The following is an 18,354-nucleotide window of genomic DNA, read 5'->3' on the forward strand; positions in this document are numbered from 1 at the left end:
TTGATCGCATTTCAACTGAAGAAACTCGCTCGAATGTGGGAGCGGGCTTGCTCGCGAAGAGGCCCGAGCGCGCAATAAAAAACCCGCTCCTGTCACCAGAACGCGGGTTTCTTATTACCAGCAGCGATTACCGCTCCAGCAAGATCCGCAGCATGCGACGCAACGGCTCAGCCGCGCCCCACAGCAGTTGGTCGCCGACGGTGAACGCACCCAGGTACTGCGTCCCCATGTTCAGCTTGCGCAGACGGCCAACCGGCACATTCAGGGTACCGGTCACCTTGTTCGGGCTCAGTTCCTGGATGCTGATATCACGGTTGTTCGGCACCAGCTTGACCCAAGGGTTGTGCTGGCTGATCAGCCCTTCGATATCGGCGATCGGCACGTCTTTGTTCAGCTTGATGGTCAACGCCTGGCTGTGGCAACGCATGGCGCCGATGCGCACGCAGATACCGTCCACCGGGATCGGGCTCTTGAAGCGACCGAGGATCTTGTTGGTCTCGGCCTGGGCCTTCCACTCTTCACGGCTCTGGCCGTTAGGCAGTTCCTTGTCGATCCACGGGATCAGGCTGCCGGCCAATGGCACACCGAAGTTCTCGGTCGGGTAGGCCTCGCTGCGCATGGCCTCGGCCACACGGCGGTCGATGTCGAGGATCGCGCTGGCCGGGTCAGCCAGTTGATCGGCGACAGCGGCGTGGGTCGCGCCCATCTGCTTGATCAGTTCACGCATGTTCTGCGCGCCGGCACCAGAGGCCGCCTGATAGGTCATGGCGCTCATCCACTCCACCAGGCCGGCTTCGAACAAGCCGCCCAGGCCCATCAGCATCAGGCTGACGGTGCAGTTGCCGCCGATGTAGTTCTTGGTGCCCGCGTCCAGTTGCTGGTCGATCACCTTGCGGTTGACCGGGTCCAGCACGATCACCGCGTCATCCTGCATGCGCAGGCTGGAAGCGGCGTCGATCCAGTAACCCTGCCAGCCGGCTTCGCGCAGCTTGGGGAAGACTTCGCTGGTGTAGTCGCCACCCTGGCAGGTCAGAATGACGTCGAGGGTCTTCAGTTCTTCAATGTTGTAGGCGTCCTTGAGCGGAGCAATGTCCTTGCCCACGGACGGCCCTTGACCACCTACATTGGAGGTGGTGAAAAACACCGGCTCAATAAGATCGAAATCCTGCTCTTCCAGCATCCGCTGCATGAGCACGGAACCGACCATACCGCGCCAACCGATCAGACCTACACGTTTCATCGCAACTACACCTTGTTCAAAAGTGGGCCGCCTTGCAGCAACATCTGCAAGCGGGCCCGAGAGATTACAGATTCCGCAGCGCGGCGACTACTGCGTCGCCCATTTCTTGCGTACCGACCTTGGTGCAACCCTGGGACCAGATGTCGCCAGTGCGCAGGCCCTGGTCGAGCACCAGGCTCACGGCCTGCTCGATGGCATCAGCGGCGTCGGTCAGGTTGAAGCTGTAACGCAGCATCATCGACACCGACAAAATGGTCGCCAACGGGTTGGCAATGCCCTGCCCGGCGATGTCCGGCGCCGAACCGTGGCACGGCTCGTACATGCCCTTGTTGTTGGCATCCAGGGAGGCCGACGGCAGCATGCCGATGGAACCGGTAAGCATCGAGGCCTGGTCGGACAGGATGTCGCCGAACAGGTTGTCGGTGACGATCACGTCGAACTGCTTCGGTGCACGCACCAGCTGCATGGCGGCGTTGTCGACGTACATGTGGCTCAGCTCGACGTCCGGGTAGTCCTTGGCGACCTCCTCGACGATTTCACGCCACAGCTGGCTGGACGCCAATACGTTGGCCTTGTCCACCGAGCAGACCTTCTTGCCACGCACACGGGCCATGTCGAAACCGACACGGGCGATACGGCGGATTTCACTCTCGCTGTACGGCAGGGTGTCGTAGGCCTGACGCTCGCCATTTTCCAACTCGCGCACGCCCCGTGGCGAGCCGAAGTAGATACCGCCGGTCAGTTCGCGGACGATCAGGATGTCCAGGCCCGCGACGATTTCCGGCTTCAGGCTGGAAGCGTCCGCCAGTTGCGGGTAAAGGATCGCCGGGCGCAGGTTGCCGAACAGGCCCAGTTGCGCACGGATTTTCAGCAGGCCGCGCTCAGGGCGGATGTCACGCTCGATCTTATCCCACTTCGGGCCACCCACGGCGCCCAGCAGCACGGCGTCGGCTGCGCGGGCACGCTCCAGGGTTTCGTCGGCCAGAGGCACGCCGTGCTTGTCGATGGCCGCGCCGCCGATCACGTCGTGGCTCAGTTCGAAGCCCAGGCTGTACTTGGCGTTAGCCACTTCCAGCACCTTGACCGCTTCGGCCATGATTTCCGGACCAATGCCGTCGCCAGGGAGAATCAGAATCTGCTTGCTCATGCGTTCCTCATTTCATCAAGCGACCCGCCCGTGGGCAGGTCGGGAAAAATTAATCAGCGTTCGGCCCACACCACCAGCACGTCGGTGCTGAAGGTGCCGTCGGCTTGAATCTCGAAATAATCGCGCACTTCCTGGCCCATTGCCTTTTGCAGCTCCAGGATCGCGGCACGCAATACCTCTGGGGTGCGCATGCGCTCGACCCACGAGGTGTATTCCAGGCGCAGGCGCTGGCGGCTGCTGTTGCGCACATGCAAACCGGCTTCGCTGAGCTGGCGCATCCACTCGCCGGCGGAATAGTCACGCACGTGGCTGGTGTCGCGCAGCACTTCGACGGTTTGCAGGTAAGTGTCCAACAGCGGGCTGCCCGGTGACAAGACGTCCACGAAAGCGGCCACGCCACCCGGCTTGAGCACCCGGCGCACTTCACGCAGGGCCAGGCCCAGGTCGCTCCAATGGTGCGCCGAGTAGCGGCTGAACACGAAGTCGAATTCGCCATCGGCAAACGGCAGGCGCTCGGCGGCACCGTGCACGGTGCGGATGTTGTCCAGGCCACGGTCCACGGCAGCGGCGGCGACCACGTCAAGCATCTGCTGGGACAGGTCGTACGCCACCACTTCCTTGACCAACGGTGCCACGTTGAAACTCACATGACCGGCGCCGCAACCCAGGTCCAGCAGTCGTGCAGCGCCCTGCCCGGCCAGTTCGGCCTGGAGCAGCGCGAATTCGGTGCCTTGAGCATGTACTGCGCTGCTCAGGTAGGCCGAGGCCTGTTCGCCGAATTGTTTTTGCACGACTTGGGTGTGGGCGGTGCTGGTCATGATGATGTCCCTGGTTTTTGTGTTGCTGTTGCTGGCCCTTTCGCGAGCAAGCCCGCTCCCACATTCGACCGAGTTCCTTCAGTTGAAATGCAATCAAATGTGGGAGCGGGCTTGCTCGCGAAGGGGCCAGTCCGGTCTACATGGAATCAAGCGTCGCGAAACAACCAAGGCTGGCTGGCCCGGTGTTTGGTTTCAAACGCGGCAATCGCATCGCCGTCCTGCAAGGTCAGGCCGATGTCGTCCAGGCCATTGATCAGGCAGTGCTTGCGGAAGGCGTCCACTTCAAAGTGATACACCTTGCCGTCCGGACGGGTCACGGTCTGCGCCGCCAGGTCGATGGTCAACTGGTAGCCCACATCGGCTTCCACCTGCTGGAACAACTCATCCACTTCGGCATCGCTCAAGATGATCGGCAGCAAGCCGTTCTTGAAGCTGTTGTTGAAGAAGATGTCGGCGTAGCTCGGCGCGATGATGCTGCGAAAGCCATATTCTTCCAGGGCCCACGGCGCGTGCTCACGGCTGGAGCCGCAACCGAAGTTTTCCCGGGCGAGCAACACGCTGGCACCCTGGTAACGCTCGGCGTTGAGTACAAAGTCCTTGTTCAGCGGGCGCTTGGAGTTGTCCTGGTAGGCGTAGCCCACGTCCAGGTAGCGCCACTCGTCGAACAGGTTCGGGCCAAAACCGGTGCGCTTGATCGATTTCAAGAACTGCTTGGGAATGATCTGGTCGGTGTCCACGTTGGCACGGTCCAACGGCGCGACTAAACCGGTGTGTTGAGTAAAAGCTTTCATCGGGTATTCCTCAGATCAATTCGCGAACGTCGATGAAACGACCGTTGACGGCAGCCGCAGCAGCCATGGCCGGGCTGACGAGGTGGGTACGGCCACCGGCGCCCTGACGCCCTTCGAAGTTACGGTTGGAGGTGGACGCGCAATGCTCGCCCGACTCCAAACGGTCCGGGTTCATTGCCAGGCACATCGAGCAACCCGGCTCGCGCCATTCAAAACCGGCTTCGAGGAAGATCTTGTCGAGGCCTTCGGCTTCAGCCTGGGCCTTGACCAGGCCCGAACCTGGCACCACGATCGCCTGCTTGATGGTCGAGGCGACTTTGCGGCCCTTGGCGATCACCGCCGCAGCGCGCAAATCCTCGATCCGCGAGTTGGTGCAGGAGCCGATGAACACGCGATCCAGCTGGATGTCGGTAATCGCCTGGTTGGCTTTCAAGCCCATGTACTTCAAGGCGCGCTCGATGGAACCACGCTTGACCAGGTCGGTTTCCTTGGCCGGGTCCGGCACGTTCTGGTCAACGGCCAACACCATTTCCGGCGAGGTGCCCCAGCTGACTTGCGGCTTGATCTGGGCGGCATCGAGGGTAACCACGGTGTCGAACACCGCATCGGCGTCGGAAACCAGGTCTTTCCAGGCTTCGACAGCGGCGTCCCAATCAGCACCGGCCGGTGCGAACGGGCGACCCTTGACGTAGGCAATGGTCTTTTCGTCCGCCGCCACCATGCCCACGCGGGCACCGGCTTCGATGGACATGTTGCAGATGGTCATGCGGCCTTCGATGGACAGGTCGCGAATCGCGCTGCCGGCGAATTCGATGGCGTGGCCGTTACCGCCGGCGGTGCCGATCTTGCCGATCACGGCGAGGACGATGTCCTTGGCAGTCACGCCGAAAGGCAACTCACCTTCCACCGACACCAACATGTTCTTCATTTTCTTGGCAACGAGGCACTGGGTGGCGAATACGTGCTCCACCTCGGAAGTGCCGATGCCATGCGCCAACGCGCCAAACGCACCGTGGGTAGAGGTGTGGGAGTCGCCGCAAACCACGGTCATGCCGGGCAAGGTAGCGCCCTGCTCCGGGCCGATCACGTGAACGATGCCCTGGCGCACGTCATTCATCTTGAATTCGGTGATGCCGTATTCGTCGCAGTAATCATCGAGGGTCTGCACCTGGAGGCGCGACACGGTGTCGACGATGGCGTCGATCCCGCCTTTACGCTCCGGGGTGGTCGGCACGTTGTGGTCCGGGGTGGCGATGATCGAGTCGACGCGCCAAGGCTTGCGCCCGGCCAGTCGCAGGCCTTCGAACGCTTGGGGCGAGGTCACTTCATGGATGATGTGACGGTCGATGTAGATCAGCGACGACCCATCATCGCGCCGTTTCACTTCATGGGAATCCCAAAGCTTGTCGTAAAGCGTTTTGCCGGCCATCACGCGGTCCTCATCAGGTGTTTCTATGCCCCGGGCCTTGAACGATTCAATAACCCTTTGGCTTGTGAGGCTGATGGTATGGCGCTACATTAAATAACTCAAATTCATATTTTTTATGCTTTGGATTACCAACTGGAATAGCACAATGGACCTGGCCAACCTCAATGCCTTTATCGCCATCGCCGAGACCGGCAGCTTCTCCGGGGCCGGTGAACGCCTGCACCTGACCCAACCGGCCATCAGCAAGCGCATCGCCGGCCTGGAGCAACAATTAAAGGTGCGCCTGTTCGACCGGCTGGGGCGTGAAGTCGGCCTCACCGAAGCCGGACGGGCGCTGCTGCCCCGGGCGTATCAGATTCTCAATGTACTGGACGACACCCGCCGCGCCCTGACCAACCTCACCGGCGAAGTCAGCGGGCGCCTGACGCTGGCCACCAGCCATCACATCGGCCTGCACCGCTTGCCACCGGTCCTGCGCACGTTCACCCGGGAATACCCGAATGTCGCGCTGGACATTCAGTTTCTCGATTCGGAAGTGGCCTACGAAGAAATCCTCCATGGCCGCGCCGAAGTGGCCGTAATCACCCTGGCGCCGGAACCCCACACGCTGGTGCGGGCCACCCCGGTGTGGGACGACCCGCTGGATTTCGTGGTGGCGCCGGAACACAGCCTGATCAGCAACGGCAGCGTCAGCCTGGCGGACATCGCCCGGCACCCGGCGGTGTTTCCCGGCGGCAACACCTTTACCCACCATATCGTGCAGCGGCTGTTCGAGGCCCAGGGCCTGACGCCAAACATCGCCATGAGCACCAACTACCTGGAAACCATCAAGATGATGGTCTCCATTGGCCTTGCCTGGAGCGTGTTGCCGCGCACCATGCTCGATGACCAGGTGGCACGCATCGCTTTGCCGGGCATACAGCTCAGTCGCCAGCTAGGCTATATCGTGCACACCGAAAGGACGCTGTCGAACGCTGCGCGGGCTTTCATGAGCCTATTGGATGCACAGGTCGATCTGCCAGGGAATCAGGCTTGAATCGCCGTGGCCCGTAGACCGTGGAACCCGCGCCGAACGCCCATCGAGCCAAGGCCCTTTGATAATGCGCAACCCCGTCGATACCGTGCCACCCCTGCCCCGCATCTACGCCCTGGACCCACAGGAGGCGGAGCAAAGCTGGGACAGCGCGCCGCAACTGCTGGCGGCGCTCAACGCTGCCCGGCTGGGCGCCTGGAGCTGGGAAATCGATACCGGCCGGATCAGCTGGTCCCGAGGCACTCAGGCCCTGTTCGGCTTCGACCCGCGCCAGCCGCTGCCTGAAGACCTGGAGTACCTGGACCTGCTGGCCCCCGAGGACCGCGCCAAGGTGGTCCGGGCCTTTCATGCGGTGCTGGCCGGCGAACCCGCTGTCCAGGCCATGCACCACCGTATCCAATGGCCCGATGGCAGCCTGCACTGGCTGGAAATCAACGGCAGCCTGCTACCGGACAAGGCCGGGCGTCGTCGAATGATCGGGGTGATCCGCGAAATCACCCACCAGCGCGAGCGCGAACACGCCCTCAGCCATTCGGAAAAGCGCTTCGCCACCCTGTTCCATTTGTGCCCGCTGATGGTCCTGCTGACCCGCCAGGCGGACGGCCTGATCAGCGAAGCCAACCAGTATTTCGAAAGCCTGTTCGGCTGGCCGTTGGCCGATGCCATTGGCCGCAGCACATTGGAGCTGGGCCTCTGGGTACACCCGGAACAACGCGCGCATCTGGTCAAGGCCACCCAGCGCAAAGGCGCCCCCATCACCATGGAAGTGCAGTTTCGCGCCAGCAACGGGCAGGTCCACGATGGCACCCTCAGCGCCCAGAAAGTCGAGCTGGACGGCGAGGACTACCTGATCAGCACCTTCCTCGACACCACCGAGCGCAAGAATGCCGAGCAGGCCCTCAAGGACAGCCAGGAACGCCTGGACCTGGCCCTGGACTCGGCGCAACTGGGCACCTGGGACTGGCACATCCCCAGCGGCATGCTCTATGGCTCGGCCCGCGCCGCCCAACTGCACGGGCTGGAACCCCAACCGTTCCACGAATCCTTCGAGGCCTTCTTTGAAGGCATGCCCCAGGAAGAGCGCGAGAGCATGCGCAACGCCTACCGCACCCTGCGCGAAGGCCCGGCGGGCAACTACCAACTGACCTACCGCGTGCAACTGGAAGACGGCAGTTCGCGCTACCTGGAAAGCCGCGCCCGCCTGTATCGCGATGACACGGGCGTACCGTTGCGAATGGCCGGGACCCTGCTCGACATCACCGACCAGGTTGAACGTGAGCAGCGCCTGATCGCATCCGAAGAAAAATTCGCCAGCCTGTTCCTCGCCAGCCCCGACCCGATCTGCGTGACGCGCCTGGAGACCGGCCAGTTTATCGAGATCAACCCGGCCTTCACCCAGACCTTCGGCTGGACCGCCGCCGAGGTGCTCAACAACAACGCCGAGCAGATCGGCTTGTGGGAGGAGTCCAGCCAACGCCTGCAGCGCATCGAGCAGGTGATCCGCGAACAATCCCTGAGCAACGTGGCAATCACCGTTCATCACAAGAACGGCCAGACCCTGAACTGTGTAATATCCAGCCGCCTGATCCAGGTCAGCGACCAACCCTGCATCGTCACCACCCTGCGGGACATCACCCAACAGCAACGCTCGGAAGCGGCGCTCAAGGCCAGCGAAGAGAAATTCGCCAAGGCCTTTCATTCCAGCCCCGATGCGGTGTCGATCACCGAGCGCGATACCGGGCGCTACGTGGAGGTCAATGACGGCTTCTGCCGCCTCACCGGCTACCGCGCCGAAGAAGCGATCGGCCTGACGCTCTACCAGATCGGCATCTGGGCCGATGAAAACCAACGCGCGGCGTTATTGGCCGAGTTGCAGATCAAGGGCCGCATTCATCACCTGGAAATGCTCTGGCACAACAAGCGCGGCGAAGTGCTGGCGGTTGAAGTGTCGGTGGAGCCCATCACCCTCAATGAAACCCCCTGCCTGTTGCTGACCGCCCGGGACGTCAGCCTGCTGAAAAACGCCCAGGCGCAGATTCGCCACCTGGCCTATCACGACCCGCTGACCAACCTGCCCAACCGCGCCCTGCTGATGGACCGCCTGAGCCAGCAGATCGCCCTGCTCAAGCGCCACAACCTGCGGGGCGCCCTGCTGTTTCTCGACCTGGACCACTTCAAGCACATCAACGATTCCCTCGGCCACCCGGTCGGCGACACGGTGCTGAAGATCGTCACTGCACGCCTCGAAGCCAGTGTGCGCATGGAAGACACCGTGGCACGCCTGGGCGGCGATGAGTTTGTGGTGCTGCTCAGCGGCCTGGAAGGCACACGCCCGCAAGTCAGCACTCAGGTCCAGGAGCTGGCCGATACCCTGCGCGAACTGTTATCCGAACCGATGTTCCTGGATGGCCACCGCCTGCAAGTCACCCCGAGCATTGGCGTGGCGCTGATCCCCGATCACGGCTCAACCCCGGCCGATTTGCTCAAGCGCGCCGACATCGCCCTGTACCGGGCCAAGGATTCAGGGCGCAACACCATCCAGATGTTCCACAACAGCATGCAGAAAACCGCCAGCGAGCGGCTGCGCATGGAAACCGACCTGCGCCTGGCCCTGTCCCGCGGCGAGTTCAGCGTGCATTACCAACCCCAGGTGGATGCGCGCGGCAACACCATCGTCGGCGCCGAGGCCCTGGTGCGCTGGCAACATCCGCAGTTGGGCGCACAGTCCCCGACGGAATTCATCAAGGTCCTGGAAGACAGCGGCCTGATCCTTGAAGTGGGCACCTGGATCCTCGACGAAGCCTGCAGCACCTTCGCGCAGTTGATTGCCGAGGGGCTGGTAGACCCGCTGAACTTCAGCCTGTGCGTCAACATCAGCCCGCGGCAGTTTCGCCAGAATGATTTTGTCGAACGGGTAGAACGCAGCCTGCGCACCCACCACCTGCCTTATACCCTGCTGAAGCTGGAGATCACCGAAGGCATCGTGATCCAGAACCTGGACGACACCATCAGCAAAATGCGCCGCCTGAAAAAGCTCGGCGTGAGTTTTGCGATGGATGATTTCGGCACCGGCTATTCGTCGCTGACCTACCTCAAGCGCCTGCCGGTGGATGCGCTGAAGATCGACCAGTCGTTTGTGCGCGACGCCACCCATGACCCCAACGATGCGGAGATCATCCGCGCCATTGTGGCCATGGCGCGCAGCTTGAACCTGGACGTCATTGCCGAAGGTGTGGAAACCCCTGAGCAACTGGCGTTTTTGCAGGGGCTTGGGTGTCATTTGTATCAGGGGTATCTGCACAGTCGGCCCTTGCCGGTGGAAGGGTTCAGGCAGGTACTGAAGCGAATGCCCCAGGCCACTTCATCGGAATAAGTTGCACCGGATTTTCCTGATGGGCAGCTGCTTTTTGAGCCTGTAGGTTCAAGTGCTTTCCATTTTCGGGCACACCTACCATGCAGGATGCAAAGCACTCCCCGGCGCTGCTGGGCGGCGCCTCGAGATAACCGGCGCCAGGGTTGATGGACACCATGGGAGCAGACAGGGCATACAGCCAATGCTGTTGAATTTCATCCATGAGCAGGAGGTTCCAGAGTCGATGAGAGTAGCCGAGGCCAACTACCTATGCGGACACAGATTGCAAGGTAGCCGGCCACCATCGGGCTTGTCCTTTCTGCGCGCAGAAAAAAGACCACGAGATCTCGTGGCCTGTGTTTCTCAAACTTTGCACCTTTAAACCTAAACCAGCGTTAGCGCCGTGCCCTCTTCATCCATCCAGCTTGATGATTTCAGTGGGTGTTTATACCCGTAATCATCAAAAGCCCCATCAACGACGACAACAGAATGCATGAAGTTCGCCAACGTGCCGGTTGCACCATCTGCCAGCGCCTGGACGCTGCTGCTTCGGGTAAAGGCGAACAAACCCAGACGCCGCAGTGCATCACCAGGGGTCTCGCCATCATTGAGCGTGCTCATCGCCGCTTCAAAGCTCTCGCCGGCACGAAACTCGTGGTTCTCCATTTGCGCCCGCTTGGCGCTGACGGCGTACAGGAAATTCGCATCCTTGAGCAGGCCGGCGTCGGTGCCTTTGAAATTCGAGTGTTCGCGGGCTGTTTTCAGTTCTGCATGGGTCAAGCTGACCTTGCTGGAATCGCGCATCGTCACGGTGTAACCGTCGCGGGTCTCGGTGATGTTTTTATAGATGCCCCGGGGACTTTGCCCATACTTCATCATCGCCGCCTTGATCGCCGATACCGTGACACAGTTCCCCTCGACACCTTGATAGAATCCACTCCAGATATCCCCAGGCTTGACCCCGACCGGTACATTGGAAATAGGCGGGGGCCGCGAGCTTGAACCAACGGGCACTCCGTCCGGTACCTCCTCGGCGAGCATGTAGCCATAAGATTTGACGATAGATGGCTTGTCACCATTGCTGTGCTGCAGGCCATCCAGTACCAAGGCACTCGAATAGCCAAAAGTACTGACCACCCCCACCGCGCCCTGCTCCTGCATCTTGGCAGGTGGCACGATGCGCAAGAAGCCAGTCATGCCCAAGCCCTTCAACACGCGGTATTCCGTATCGCCTTTGAGCGTGTTCGATAAAACCTTTTCAAACGATGCCCCAGGGTCCTGGTCACCGCGGGTCATCTGCTTGCGCTTCGTGTACGCCGCCAGCATGAAGTTGGCCTGCTTCACCGCGTCGGGGTTGTTCCCAGCGAATCGCGAGGCCGTGGTCGCTTGCTGCAACTCTTGCCGGGAAAAATGCAGTTCGAAACCGTCCTTCATCGTGATGTCATAACCGTCTCCCGCCGGGCGGACTTTCTCGAACATATCCGTGGCGTCTGGACCAAACCTCATCATCATCATTTTTATGACGCAGGCATGGCTGCTGCCATCAACAACCTCACCGAATCCTCGCTCGGCCGCGTTAAATCCGCTGAGAATGTCAACGGGCTTGCGGCCACGCCGGGTGGACGGCGTATCGACGAGGGGAACATCGACCGGAGCAACCGGCACATCCCGCTTGACCGGCTTAGCCGTTTGCCCCTCCTTGTCCAGCACGTAGACGTAGGGACGGTCGGGGCGATATTGACGGTCAAACCGATGCGCCACCCCATCCCGAATCAGCGCGGCACCGAAGTTATGCGCCTCCATGACGCCGACAGAGTTCTTGCCGACGAGTTGCTCCGAAGGGATCTGCTGCATAAAACGGCCCATGCCCATGCCCTTGAGCAGGTTCGATGCAGTCTCACCTTGTAAGGACGTGGTCAAGGCCGCGTTAAAGCTGCTGCTGATACGGCTGTCGGAACTGGACAATTGTTTGCGCTTGACGAAGACAGCCAATGCGAAGTTCGCGTTTTCCACTGTATTGGCATCACCACCGACAAATCTCGACGCTGAGGCAGTGCCATGCACTTCATGATCGGAAACATGCAACTTATAACCGTCTTTCAGCGTAACGTCATACCCCGAGCCAACGCGCTTTACTTCATCAAATAGATCAGCGCGCGCAGGACCGAAGGTCGATATCATCATCTGGATAACAGCAGAATGGCTGCTCGTATCAAAATGTTCACCGAACTGTCGCTCGGTAGAATTCAAAGTACTTACACTGTCGACGGATTTATTTTCACCCCCGTATACACGCGCCGGATGATGGACCGCCGTACTCATTGCATAACCCGTATTCATCGTAATCATGGAGCACTCCTTTAAAGGGCGAACACACAACAGCCCGTGGTAACGCTGCCACTTGTGCACTGCGCTCAGGCATAAAAAGAAAGTGCATGAACACGGCATACAGTATTTTCTGCACGCGATGAACTGCACTCAGTCAGATAATAAGTTCAACAAGATCTAGTTATAGATTTAACGTATTGCGCAGCAACGATCATCTTCTTATTGTTTTATGGACGCCCGGTTAGCCAACCAATGCAATAGCCCGTCCAAACCGCGGTCTTCCCGCTTTAGTCCCATACATCTCCTCACACCCATCAACCACTGCTACAGAGTGCCTGCTCCTGTTGACCATACCGATCAATGATTTATCAGCAAACGCACTGACCGGAACTTCTTTCATATGCTGGCGCAAGCCCAGACGCTTGAAGCCTTCCCCGGGCCCCGTTTCGTCTTCACCGTCGTTGAGGCTGTTTATTGCGGATTGAAAGCTCCTGCCTGCAGTCCCGTCATTGTTTTCCAGCATCGCTCGCTTGGCGCTGACGGCAAATAGAAAGTGCGCATCCTTGAGCATGCCGGGATCGCGCATCGGGACAAACTTCGAGCCACGCCTGGCTTGGGCCAATTCATCCTTGCTCAAATCCAGCGCGTACCCGTCACGCATGACAATGTGATAGCCATCACCCTTGGCTTGAACAGACTTGAAGATATCGGTCGGGCTTTGACCGAACTTCGCCATCGCCGCCTTGATCGCCGAAATGGTCACGCAATTACCGTCAGGGCCCTGGCGAAAACCGTTCCATATATTTGCCGGCTTGGCGCCGTTGCGCTTATCGGACAGATCAGGAAGCGGCTGCGGTGTTGGATCCGGCAGGGGTGCATCCGGCCTGGGCAGCACTGCCGGCGGGGGCGCAGGCGTTACCTTGGTCGCAACTGTATTCGCCAGTTCCTTGCCCGCCAGCAGGCCTTGCAACTGTGTAAAAAACTGGGTGAACAGTTCGAGGAGCTTTGCTAACAGCGGGGTGTCGCTGGCTGTGTTCCCAACAGTACTTTGATCGTTATTACCGAACGATGAGAGGACTTGGTCATTAACGAATACCGGCTGCACGGGAACCGATCGTCCTGGTGTGTTGCCGGTTTGCGAATGTTGATAATAGTTTCTGACCGCGCCCGCATTATTGATTTCTGAACAAGACATATAACCATCCTTCATCAAGGCCCCCCCGACGTTTTTTTTATCGGGAGCGCCTTGTTGAAAAAAACTGAGGAAGTGGCCGACTTACCTGCTTATCCGGCGGCCGGGATTAAACCGCCAGTCGTTGTCGAACGCTCGACGCCTGCCGCTGGTTTCGAACTCAAAGAAATCCTCAGACGGCCCTGGCGAAGTGATGTCCGGCTCCGGCTTATCCGGCTTCGGAGCATCTGGTTTAGGCGCATCCGGCTTCGGTGGGACCGGAGCGTCTGGCTTCGGCGGGACCGGTGCATCGGGCTTCGGCGGAACCGGCACATCTGGCTTAGGCGGGACCGGTGCATCGGGCTTCGGCGGAACTGGCACGTCTGGCTTCGGCGGGACCGGTGCATCAGGCTTCGGCGGAACCGGCACGTCGGCCTTCGGCGGAACCGGTGCATCTGGCTTAGGCGGAACCGGCACGTCCGGCTTCGGCGGGACCGGTGCATCGGGCTTCGGTGGGACTGGCACGTCTGCCTTCGGCGGAACCGGTGCATCGGGCTTCGGCGGAACCGGTGCATCAGGCTTAGGCGGGACCGGTGCATCGGGCTTAGGCGGAACCGGCACATCTGGCTTCGGCGGAACCGGCACGTCGGGCTTAGGCGGGACCGGCTTCGTTGCATCCGGGTGAGGACAATGGCAGTTCATCACTTGGACCGTGACGTTCACGTCGGAACTGCTCCGGCTGTTCGGCTGCACGTCCTTGCCCGATGCGGGGTCTGGCCTGCGGGGTTCTGGCAGGGGTTTAGGCGTTACCTTAACCTCGGAACTCGGGACCGCTGGATTGTTTGCTGGCTTGTCTTTCTGTACCGACACCTCAGAATTGGTCCCGGACTTGTCCTTGAGTGCAGTGTTCAATACCGGCGAGTTGGTCTCGGCTTTGTCCTTGGCTACAGTGTTCGGCACTTGCGAGTCAGTCCCCGCCTTGTCCTTGGCCGCAGTGTCAGGCACATTCGATTTACTGTCCGCCTTATCCTTCACCGGAGTATCGCTACTCTTTTCGGGTTTAGGCAGCGGGCCAGCATCGGGTACCAACTTGGGCATCCCGCCCTGTCCGGACAGCATGTTCCGTATGGCCTTGAATGCATATTCAAACAACTCGAACAACTTCTCGAGTGCATCCTTGTTGAAGGTGACGGTTCCATCCGTCACTACGGCGGGATTGTTTTTCAATACTGTGCCGGGCGTATTCGCCCGGATTTCGCCGGCGCTCTTGTCGACAGACTTTGGCAGGTCTGCATTCTGCTGATTGAAGTCATTAGTCAAGCGAGGGAAATTATTGACCGAAAAATTAGACATAAACAAATCCTTATTCAGTGATTGCCAAAACTCCTTCAGCGGTCTGCAAACAGACCGTCCAGGTTCTGGACTGGAAACAAACCCGAGTGCTGCACACTCCCTACTTTCGTGGGTGTTGCGAGCATCGGGTTCCGAAAATCGGCCTTCACATAAGGAAATCAAATGAAAATAGAGACTTTATCCTATGGACTTTCCGTAAAACATCATGCTTACCCGGTGGTCGCCGTGGGCAAAATGGATATATCAGGCAACAGTCAGCCGTTAAGGCAAATTGATGAAATCACTCACCCACGCCAGTCATTCATATCTGTGTTATTGCGCGCGCCCCTCATACTCCAACTAACAAAACTTAAAAATATGCGCCACTGACACCGCAAGACTCTGTAGCAAACAAGAAACTTGCTCACATATATAAAGCAATCAAAAAGCTCTAGTCACGTGCCCACAAACACTCGCGGTTAACGATCCGTGGCCTTATTTCAAGCAAAAAAAAGGGCGCCCACGGCACCCTTTCCTACTGAATTGAAACGCTTATATATATGTACTCAATTTTGCAGCGCAACCGAATCAGGCACCCCTAACAATCGTCCTACCTGCTCCAGGTCGGTTTCCCGCCGCATCAGCGTAAATAGTTCAACTGCTTCGGGATAGTTGCGGGTCAGCATCGCCAGCCATTGCTTCAAGCGTCCCGGCGCCTGGCGCTCGGTCAATTGCTCAACGGATTGCCGCCAGAATTCCTGGAGCATGGGTTGCATCTGCGCCCAAGTCATCTCGACCACCTCTTCCCCGGCCCGCGCGGCAGCAATCTGCCGGGCCAGGTCGGGACGAGCCACCAGGCCGCGACCGAGCATGATGTCTTCGACACCACTGATTTCGCGACACCGCCGCCAGTCTTCAACGCTCCAGATATCACCGTTGGCGAACACTGGCACCTTGACCACCTCTTGCACACGCGGGATCCACTCCCAGTGCGCCGGAGGTTTGTAGCCGTCAGCCTTGGTGCGGGCATGCACCACGATATGTGCTGCGCCGCCTTCGGCCAGGGCCGTGGCGCACACCAGGGCACCGTCGGGGCTGTCGAAGCCCAGGCGCATCTTGGCCGTGACGGGAATATGTGCCGGCACCGCACGCCGTACGTGTTCGACGATCTGGTTAAGCAGCTCCGGCTCCTTGAGCAGCACCGCACCGCCACGGGACTTGTTCACGGTCTTGGCCGGGCAACCGAAGTTGAGGTCAACCACCTGAGAGCCCAGCTCACACGCCAGGGCGGCGTTTTCCGCCAAACACACCGGGTCTGAACCGAGTAACTGCACACGCAGCGGCACGCCGGCAGCGGTCTTGGCACCGTGCAGCAACTCAGGGGCGAGTTTGTGGAAATAGGCAGGCGTCAGCAGGCGGTCGTTGACCCGGATGAACTCGGTCACGCACCAATCAATACCACCGACCCGGGTCAGCACGTCCCGCAGGATGTTGTCGACCAACCCCTCCATGGGCGCCAAAGCAATTTGCATGGAAAACACTCAACGAAAAACGTGGCGCAGTTTACTGGTTTCAGACGCTGGCAGGTAATTCGCCTTGCAGCGCAGGGCCATAACCCTCAAGAAATTCCGACGGCATGCGCTTGGGCTTGCCGCTGGACAGTTCGATGCAGACAAAGGTGGTTTGCGCTCGCAGCAAGGTAGCGCCATCACGCGGGCGTACCAGCTGGAAGCGTCGGGTCATTTTCAGGCGCTGGTCCCAGTCGACGATCCAGGTCGCCAACTGCAGCTCATCGCCCTCGTAACCGGCGGCGAGGTAATCGATCTCATGACGCACCACGGCCATCGCGCGATCCAGCCTGCGGTACTCGCTAAGGTCCAGCCCCAGGCGCTGGGAATGGCGCCAGGCGCAGCGTTCGAGCCAGGACACGTAAACGGCGTTGTTGGCGTGCCCCAGACCGTCGATGTCGTCGGCACCGACCTGCAGATCGATGATAAACGGCGTTGCCAAATCCCAGCCCATGGGGTGCTCCCGGTCGATTAATGTCGGCGGCGAGCAGTGTAACCCATGGCTCAGGCGGTTTGGCGCTCCGGCATGTGGCGGCCGGCCAGCAGCGCCAGCACGCCCTCGATCACACGCGGATCCGCCAGCACTTTCTGGTGCCCGCCCTGCTCCAGGCGCAGCAAGCGGCTGTCGAACCAGGCGTCATGGATGACCTGGCAAGCCTTGACCGAGACGAAGGTATCGTCTTCGGCATGCACGATCAGGCCCGGGATATTCATTTGATAGTGGGCGACATCGAGGTGCTTGAGGGGCATGCCCATCGTCAGCTCGACCTCCTGGATAAACGCCGAACGCGCTCGCGCCGGCAAACCGACCATGCCGGCAAAGCCGCGCAGTACGTCGAGAAACCGCGAGGGTGCGGCGATGCTGACCAACGCCTTGGTGCGCAAGCCCAACTGCACCGCCAACATCGCGCTGGCCCCACCCATGGAGTGACCGACAACCGCATGCAGCGGTGGCAGTTCGGCAGCCGCTTCCAGCATGGCGCGGGCAAACAGCAGCACATGGGCTTCGCGCCCCGGCGAACGCCCGTGAGCCGGACCATCCAGCGCAACCACCGAATAACCCGCCTCCACCAATGCGCTGATCAGGCTGGCGAATTGCGTTGGGCGCCCTTCCCAGCCGTGCATCAACAGCACCGCAGGGCCCTGGCCCCACTTCAGCGCCGACAGGCCGAAACGCAAAGTGATGCGCTCGGACTGCGCCAGCAGCGGCAGCTCCCAGTCACGGGGCGGCAAATCGCGAGGCGTCATGAACACCCGACGCATCTTACTAGCCACCGTTTGCGGCGCCAGCCGGCCCAAGGTGCCATTGACGCCACGAATCCATTTCAACGTGCCCATCGCTCATCCCTCAGGCCAGAAGCCGTTCTTAACGCACTGCGGACTTGGCCGCACGCAACACACGATCCGATAACTCACCCGGGCCCAGGGCGCGGGCCAGCGACAAGCCACCGATCATCAGTGCCATGTCGGCCAAGGCCTTGTCGGTGTCTTCCGGGCTGGCGGCCAGCTGTGCTGCCATCAGTTCGCAGTGTTCGTTCAAGGCCTGGCGAAATTCGTCCGGCAGGCGGCTCATCTCGCCCACGGTGGACGGGATCGGGCACGCCTGGCTGGTGGAGTCACGGTGTTTACGCGACAGGTAGAACGCTGCGACCAGCGCGCGACGCTCTTCACCGGTCAGCGAGGAGTCCATGTCATCGACGGCGGCGCGACGCCGGGCCAGCAACTCGGTGAAGGCCTCCAGCATCAGTGCGTCCTTGCTTTCAAAGTGCGCGTAGAAACCGCCGACGGTAAGCCCCGCCGCGCCCATGACTTCACCCACACTCGGCTCGGCCGGGCCGCGTTGTACCAGGGCGGCGCCGGCAGCTTGCAGAATGCGTTCACGGGTTTGCGCTTTTTTATCGTTCATCGTTGCCTCCGAATCTCATGCTTCGAATATTATTACCATAATAATATTTCGCAAGCCACAGGCATGACCATTGGTCAGAAGAACATTCAGGGAAAAAGGAAGGAGGGTTGGCCAAACGCCAGACAAACAAAAGGGCCATTCAATAATTGAATGACCCTTAAAAATCCCGCAGAGCGGGTAATCGTGGCGTCCCCTAGGGGACTCGAACCCCTGTTACCGCCGTGAAAGGGCGGTGTCCT

General features: G+C 60.1%; 15 protein-coding genes. 3 read left to right on the plus strand and 12 right to left on the minus strand.

Annotated features, from left to right (window positions below; translation table 11 throughout):
- Positions 1 to 127: 127 nt before the first annotated feature.
- From asd to leuC, 5 genes are all read right to left on the minus strand, one after another.
- Complete coding sequence (gene asd, locus ACW9I6_RS20740) at positions 128 to 1,240, minus strand: aspartate-semialdehyde dehydrogenase (protein ID WP_010175747.1); 1,113 nt, start codon at positions 1,238 to 1,240, stop codon at positions 128 to 130.
- 64 nt (positions 1,241 to 1,304) lie between these two features.
- Positions 1,305 to 2,387 (minus strand): 3-isopropylmalate dehydrogenase, encoded by a 1,083-nt coding sequence (gene leuB, locus ACW9I6_RS20745; RefSeq protein WP_003212664.1) that lies wholly within the window; start codon positions 2,385 to 2,387, stop codon positions 1,305 to 1,307.
- 53 nt (positions 2,388 to 2,440) lie between these two features.
- Positions 2,441 to 3,205 (minus strand): class I SAM-dependent methyltransferase, encoded by a 765-nt coding sequence (locus tag ACW9I6_RS20750; protein ID WP_003212662.1) that lies wholly within the window; start codon positions 3,203 to 3,205, stop codon positions 2,441 to 2,443.
- Between the two features lie 146 nt (positions 3,206 to 3,351).
- Positions 3,352 to 3,996, minus strand: coding sequence for a 3-isopropylmalate dehydratase small subunit (gene leuD / locus ACW9I6_RS20755; protein WP_003212660.1), 645 nt, complete (start codon positions 3,994 to 3,996; stop codon positions 3,352 to 3,354).
- 10 nt (positions 3,997 to 4,006) lie between these two features.
- Positions 4,007 to 5,425: a 3-isopropylmalate dehydratase large subunit gene (leuC, locus tag ACW9I6_RS20760; protein WP_008438759.1), complete on the minus strand. Its 1,419-nt coding sequence runs from the start codon at positions 5,423 to 5,425 to the stop codon at positions 4,007 to 4,009.
- A gap of 145 nt (positions 5,426 to 5,570) precedes the next feature.
- On the opposite strand from leuC, the gene ACW9I6_RS20765 reads away from it, so the two are divergent.
- A complete protein-coding gene (locus tag ACW9I6_RS20765; protein WP_003212656.1) occupies positions 5,571 to 6,461 on the plus strand; it encodes a LysR family transcriptional regulator in 891 nt (296 codons plus the stop codon).
- 64 nt (positions 6,462 to 6,525) lie between these two features.
- Entirely contained in the window at positions 6,526 to 9,831 is a 3,306-nt protein-coding gene (locus ACW9I6_RS20770) for a bifunctional diguanylate cyclase/phosphodiesterase (RefSeq protein ID WP_003212653.1), read from the plus strand.
- A 363-nt stretch (positions 9,832 to 10,194) separates the two neighbouring features.
- Here the strand turns inward: ACW9I6_RS20770 and ACW9I6_RS20775 are convergent, their stop codons facing one another.
- From ACW9I6_RS20775 to ACW9I6_RS20785, 3 genes are all read right to left on the minus strand, one after another.
- Positions 10,195 to 12,159, minus strand: a complete 1,965-nt coding sequence (locus ACW9I6_RS20775; protein ID WP_457339755.1) for a hypothetical protein — start codon at positions 12,157 to 12,159, stop codon at positions 10,195 to 10,197.
- Positions 12,160 to 12,379: 220 nt separating this feature from the next.
- A complete protein-coding gene (locus ACW9I6_RS20780; protein WP_457339756.1) occupies positions 12,380 to 13,348 on the minus strand; it encodes a hypothetical protein in 969 nt (322 codons plus the stop codon).
- A gap of 66 nt (positions 13,349 to 13,414) precedes the next feature.
- A complete protein-coding gene (locus ACW9I6_RS20785; protein ID WP_457339757.1) occupies positions 13,415 to 14,662 on the minus strand; it encodes an adhesin in 1,248 nt (415 codons plus the stop codon).
- Positions 14,663 to 14,824: 162 nt separating this feature from the next.
- On the opposite strand from ACW9I6_RS20785, the gene ACW9I6_RS20790 reads away from it, so the two are divergent.
- Positions 14,825 to 15,031 (plus strand): hypothetical protein, encoded by a 207-nt coding sequence (locus tag ACW9I6_RS20790; protein ID WP_457339758.1) that lies wholly within the window; start codon positions 14,825 to 14,827, stop codon positions 15,029 to 15,031.
- A 176-nt stretch (positions 15,032 to 15,207) separates the two neighbouring features.
- Here the strand turns inward: ACW9I6_RS20790 and ACW9I6_RS20795 are convergent, their stop codons facing one another.
- From ACW9I6_RS20795 to ACW9I6_RS20810, 4 genes are read right to left on the minus strand one after another with little or no spacing between them, the layout of a single operon-like run.
- Complete coding sequence (locus ACW9I6_RS20795) at positions 15,208 to 16,173, minus strand: tRNA dihydrouridine synthase (protein WP_003214454.1); 966 nt, start codon at positions 16,171 to 16,173, stop codon at positions 15,208 to 15,210.
- Positions 16,174 to 16,213: 40 nt separating this feature from the next.
- Entirely contained in the window at positions 16,214 to 16,663 is a 450-nt protein-coding gene (locus ACW9I6_RS20800; RefSeq protein ID WP_003214456.1) for an acyl-CoA thioesterase, read from the minus strand.
- A 50-nt stretch (positions 16,664 to 16,713) separates the two neighbouring features.
- Positions 16,714 to 17,547 (minus strand): alpha/beta hydrolase, encoded by an 834-nt coding sequence (locus ACW9I6_RS20805; RefSeq protein ID WP_177020870.1) that lies wholly within the window; start codon positions 17,545 to 17,547, stop codon positions 16,714 to 16,716.
- 28 nt (positions 17,548 to 17,575) lie between these two features.
- On the minus strand, positions 17,576 to 18,115 hold the full coding sequence (locus tag ACW9I6_RS20810) for a TetR/AcrR family transcriptional regulator (RefSeq protein ID WP_003214462.1): 540 nt from the start codon (positions 18,113 to 18,115) through the stop codon (positions 17,576 to 17,578).
- Between the last annotated feature and the right edge of the window lie 239 nt (positions 18,116 to 18,354).

This window comes from Pseudomonas sp. SDO5522_S412 (assembly GCF_054071215.1).

What these genes read in the sequence shown, in the direction of transcription:
- asd (WP_010175747.1), bottom strand. Translation starts at nt 1,240, where the DNA reads ATGAAACGTGTAGGTCTGATCGGTTGGCGCGGTATGGTCGGTTCCGTG.
- leuB (WP_003212664.1), bottom strand. Translation starts at nt 2,387, where the DNA reads ATGAGCAAGCAGATTCTGATTCTCCCTGGCGACGGCATTGGTCCGGAA.
- ACW9I6_RS20750 (WP_003212662.1), bottom strand. Translation starts at nt 3,205, where the DNA reads ATGACCAGCACCGCCCACACCCAAGTCGTGCAAAAACAATTCGGCGAA.
- leuD (WP_003212660.1), bottom strand. Translation starts at nt 3,996, where the DNA reads ATGAAAGCTTTTACTCAACACACCGGTTTAGTCGCGCCGTTGGACCGT.
- leuC (WP_008438759.1), bottom strand. Translation starts at nt 5,425, where the DNA reads ATGGCCGGCAAAACGCTTTACGACAAGCTTTGGGATTCCCATGAAGTG.
- ACW9I6_RS20765 (WP_003212656.1), top strand. Translation starts at nt 5,571, where the DNA reads ATGGACCTGGCCAACCTCAATGCCTTTATCGCCATCGCCGAGACCGGC.
- ACW9I6_RS20770 (WP_003212653.1), top strand. Translation starts at nt 6,526, where the DNA reads ATGCGCAACCCCGTCGATACCGTGCCACCCCTGCCCCGCATCTACGCC.
- ACW9I6_RS20775 (WP_457339755.1), bottom strand. Translation starts at nt 12,159, where the DNA reads ATGATTACGATGAATACGGGTTATGCAATGAGTACGGCGGTCCATCAT.
- ACW9I6_RS20780 (WP_457339756.1), bottom strand. Translation starts at nt 13,348, where the DNA reads ATGAAGGATGGTTATATGTCTTGTTCAGAAATCAATAATGCGGGCGCG.
- ACW9I6_RS20785 (WP_457339757.1), bottom strand. Translation starts at nt 14,662, where the DNA reads ATGTCTAATTTTTCGGTCAATAATTTCCCTCGCTTGACTAATGACTTC.
- ACW9I6_RS20790 (WP_457339758.1), top strand. Translation starts at nt 14,825, where the DNA reads ATGAAAATAGAGACTTTATCCTATGGACTTTCCGTAAAACATCATGCT.
- ACW9I6_RS20795 (WP_003214454.1), bottom strand. Translation starts at nt 16,173, where the DNA reads ATGCAAATTGCTTTGGCGCCCATGGAGGGGTTGGTCGACAACATCCTG.
- ACW9I6_RS20800 (WP_003214456.1), bottom strand. Translation starts at nt 16,663, where the DNA reads ATGGGCTGGGATTTGGCAACGCCGTTTATCATCGATCTGCAGGTCGGT.
- ACW9I6_RS20805 (WP_177020870.1), bottom strand. Translation starts at nt 17,547, where the DNA reads ATGGGCACGTTGAAATGGATTCGTGGCGTCAATGGCACCTTGGGCCGG.
- ACW9I6_RS20810 (WP_003214462.1), bottom strand. Translation starts at nt 18,115, where the DNA reads ATGAACGATAAAAAAGCGCAAACCCGTGAACGCATTCTGCAAGCTGCC.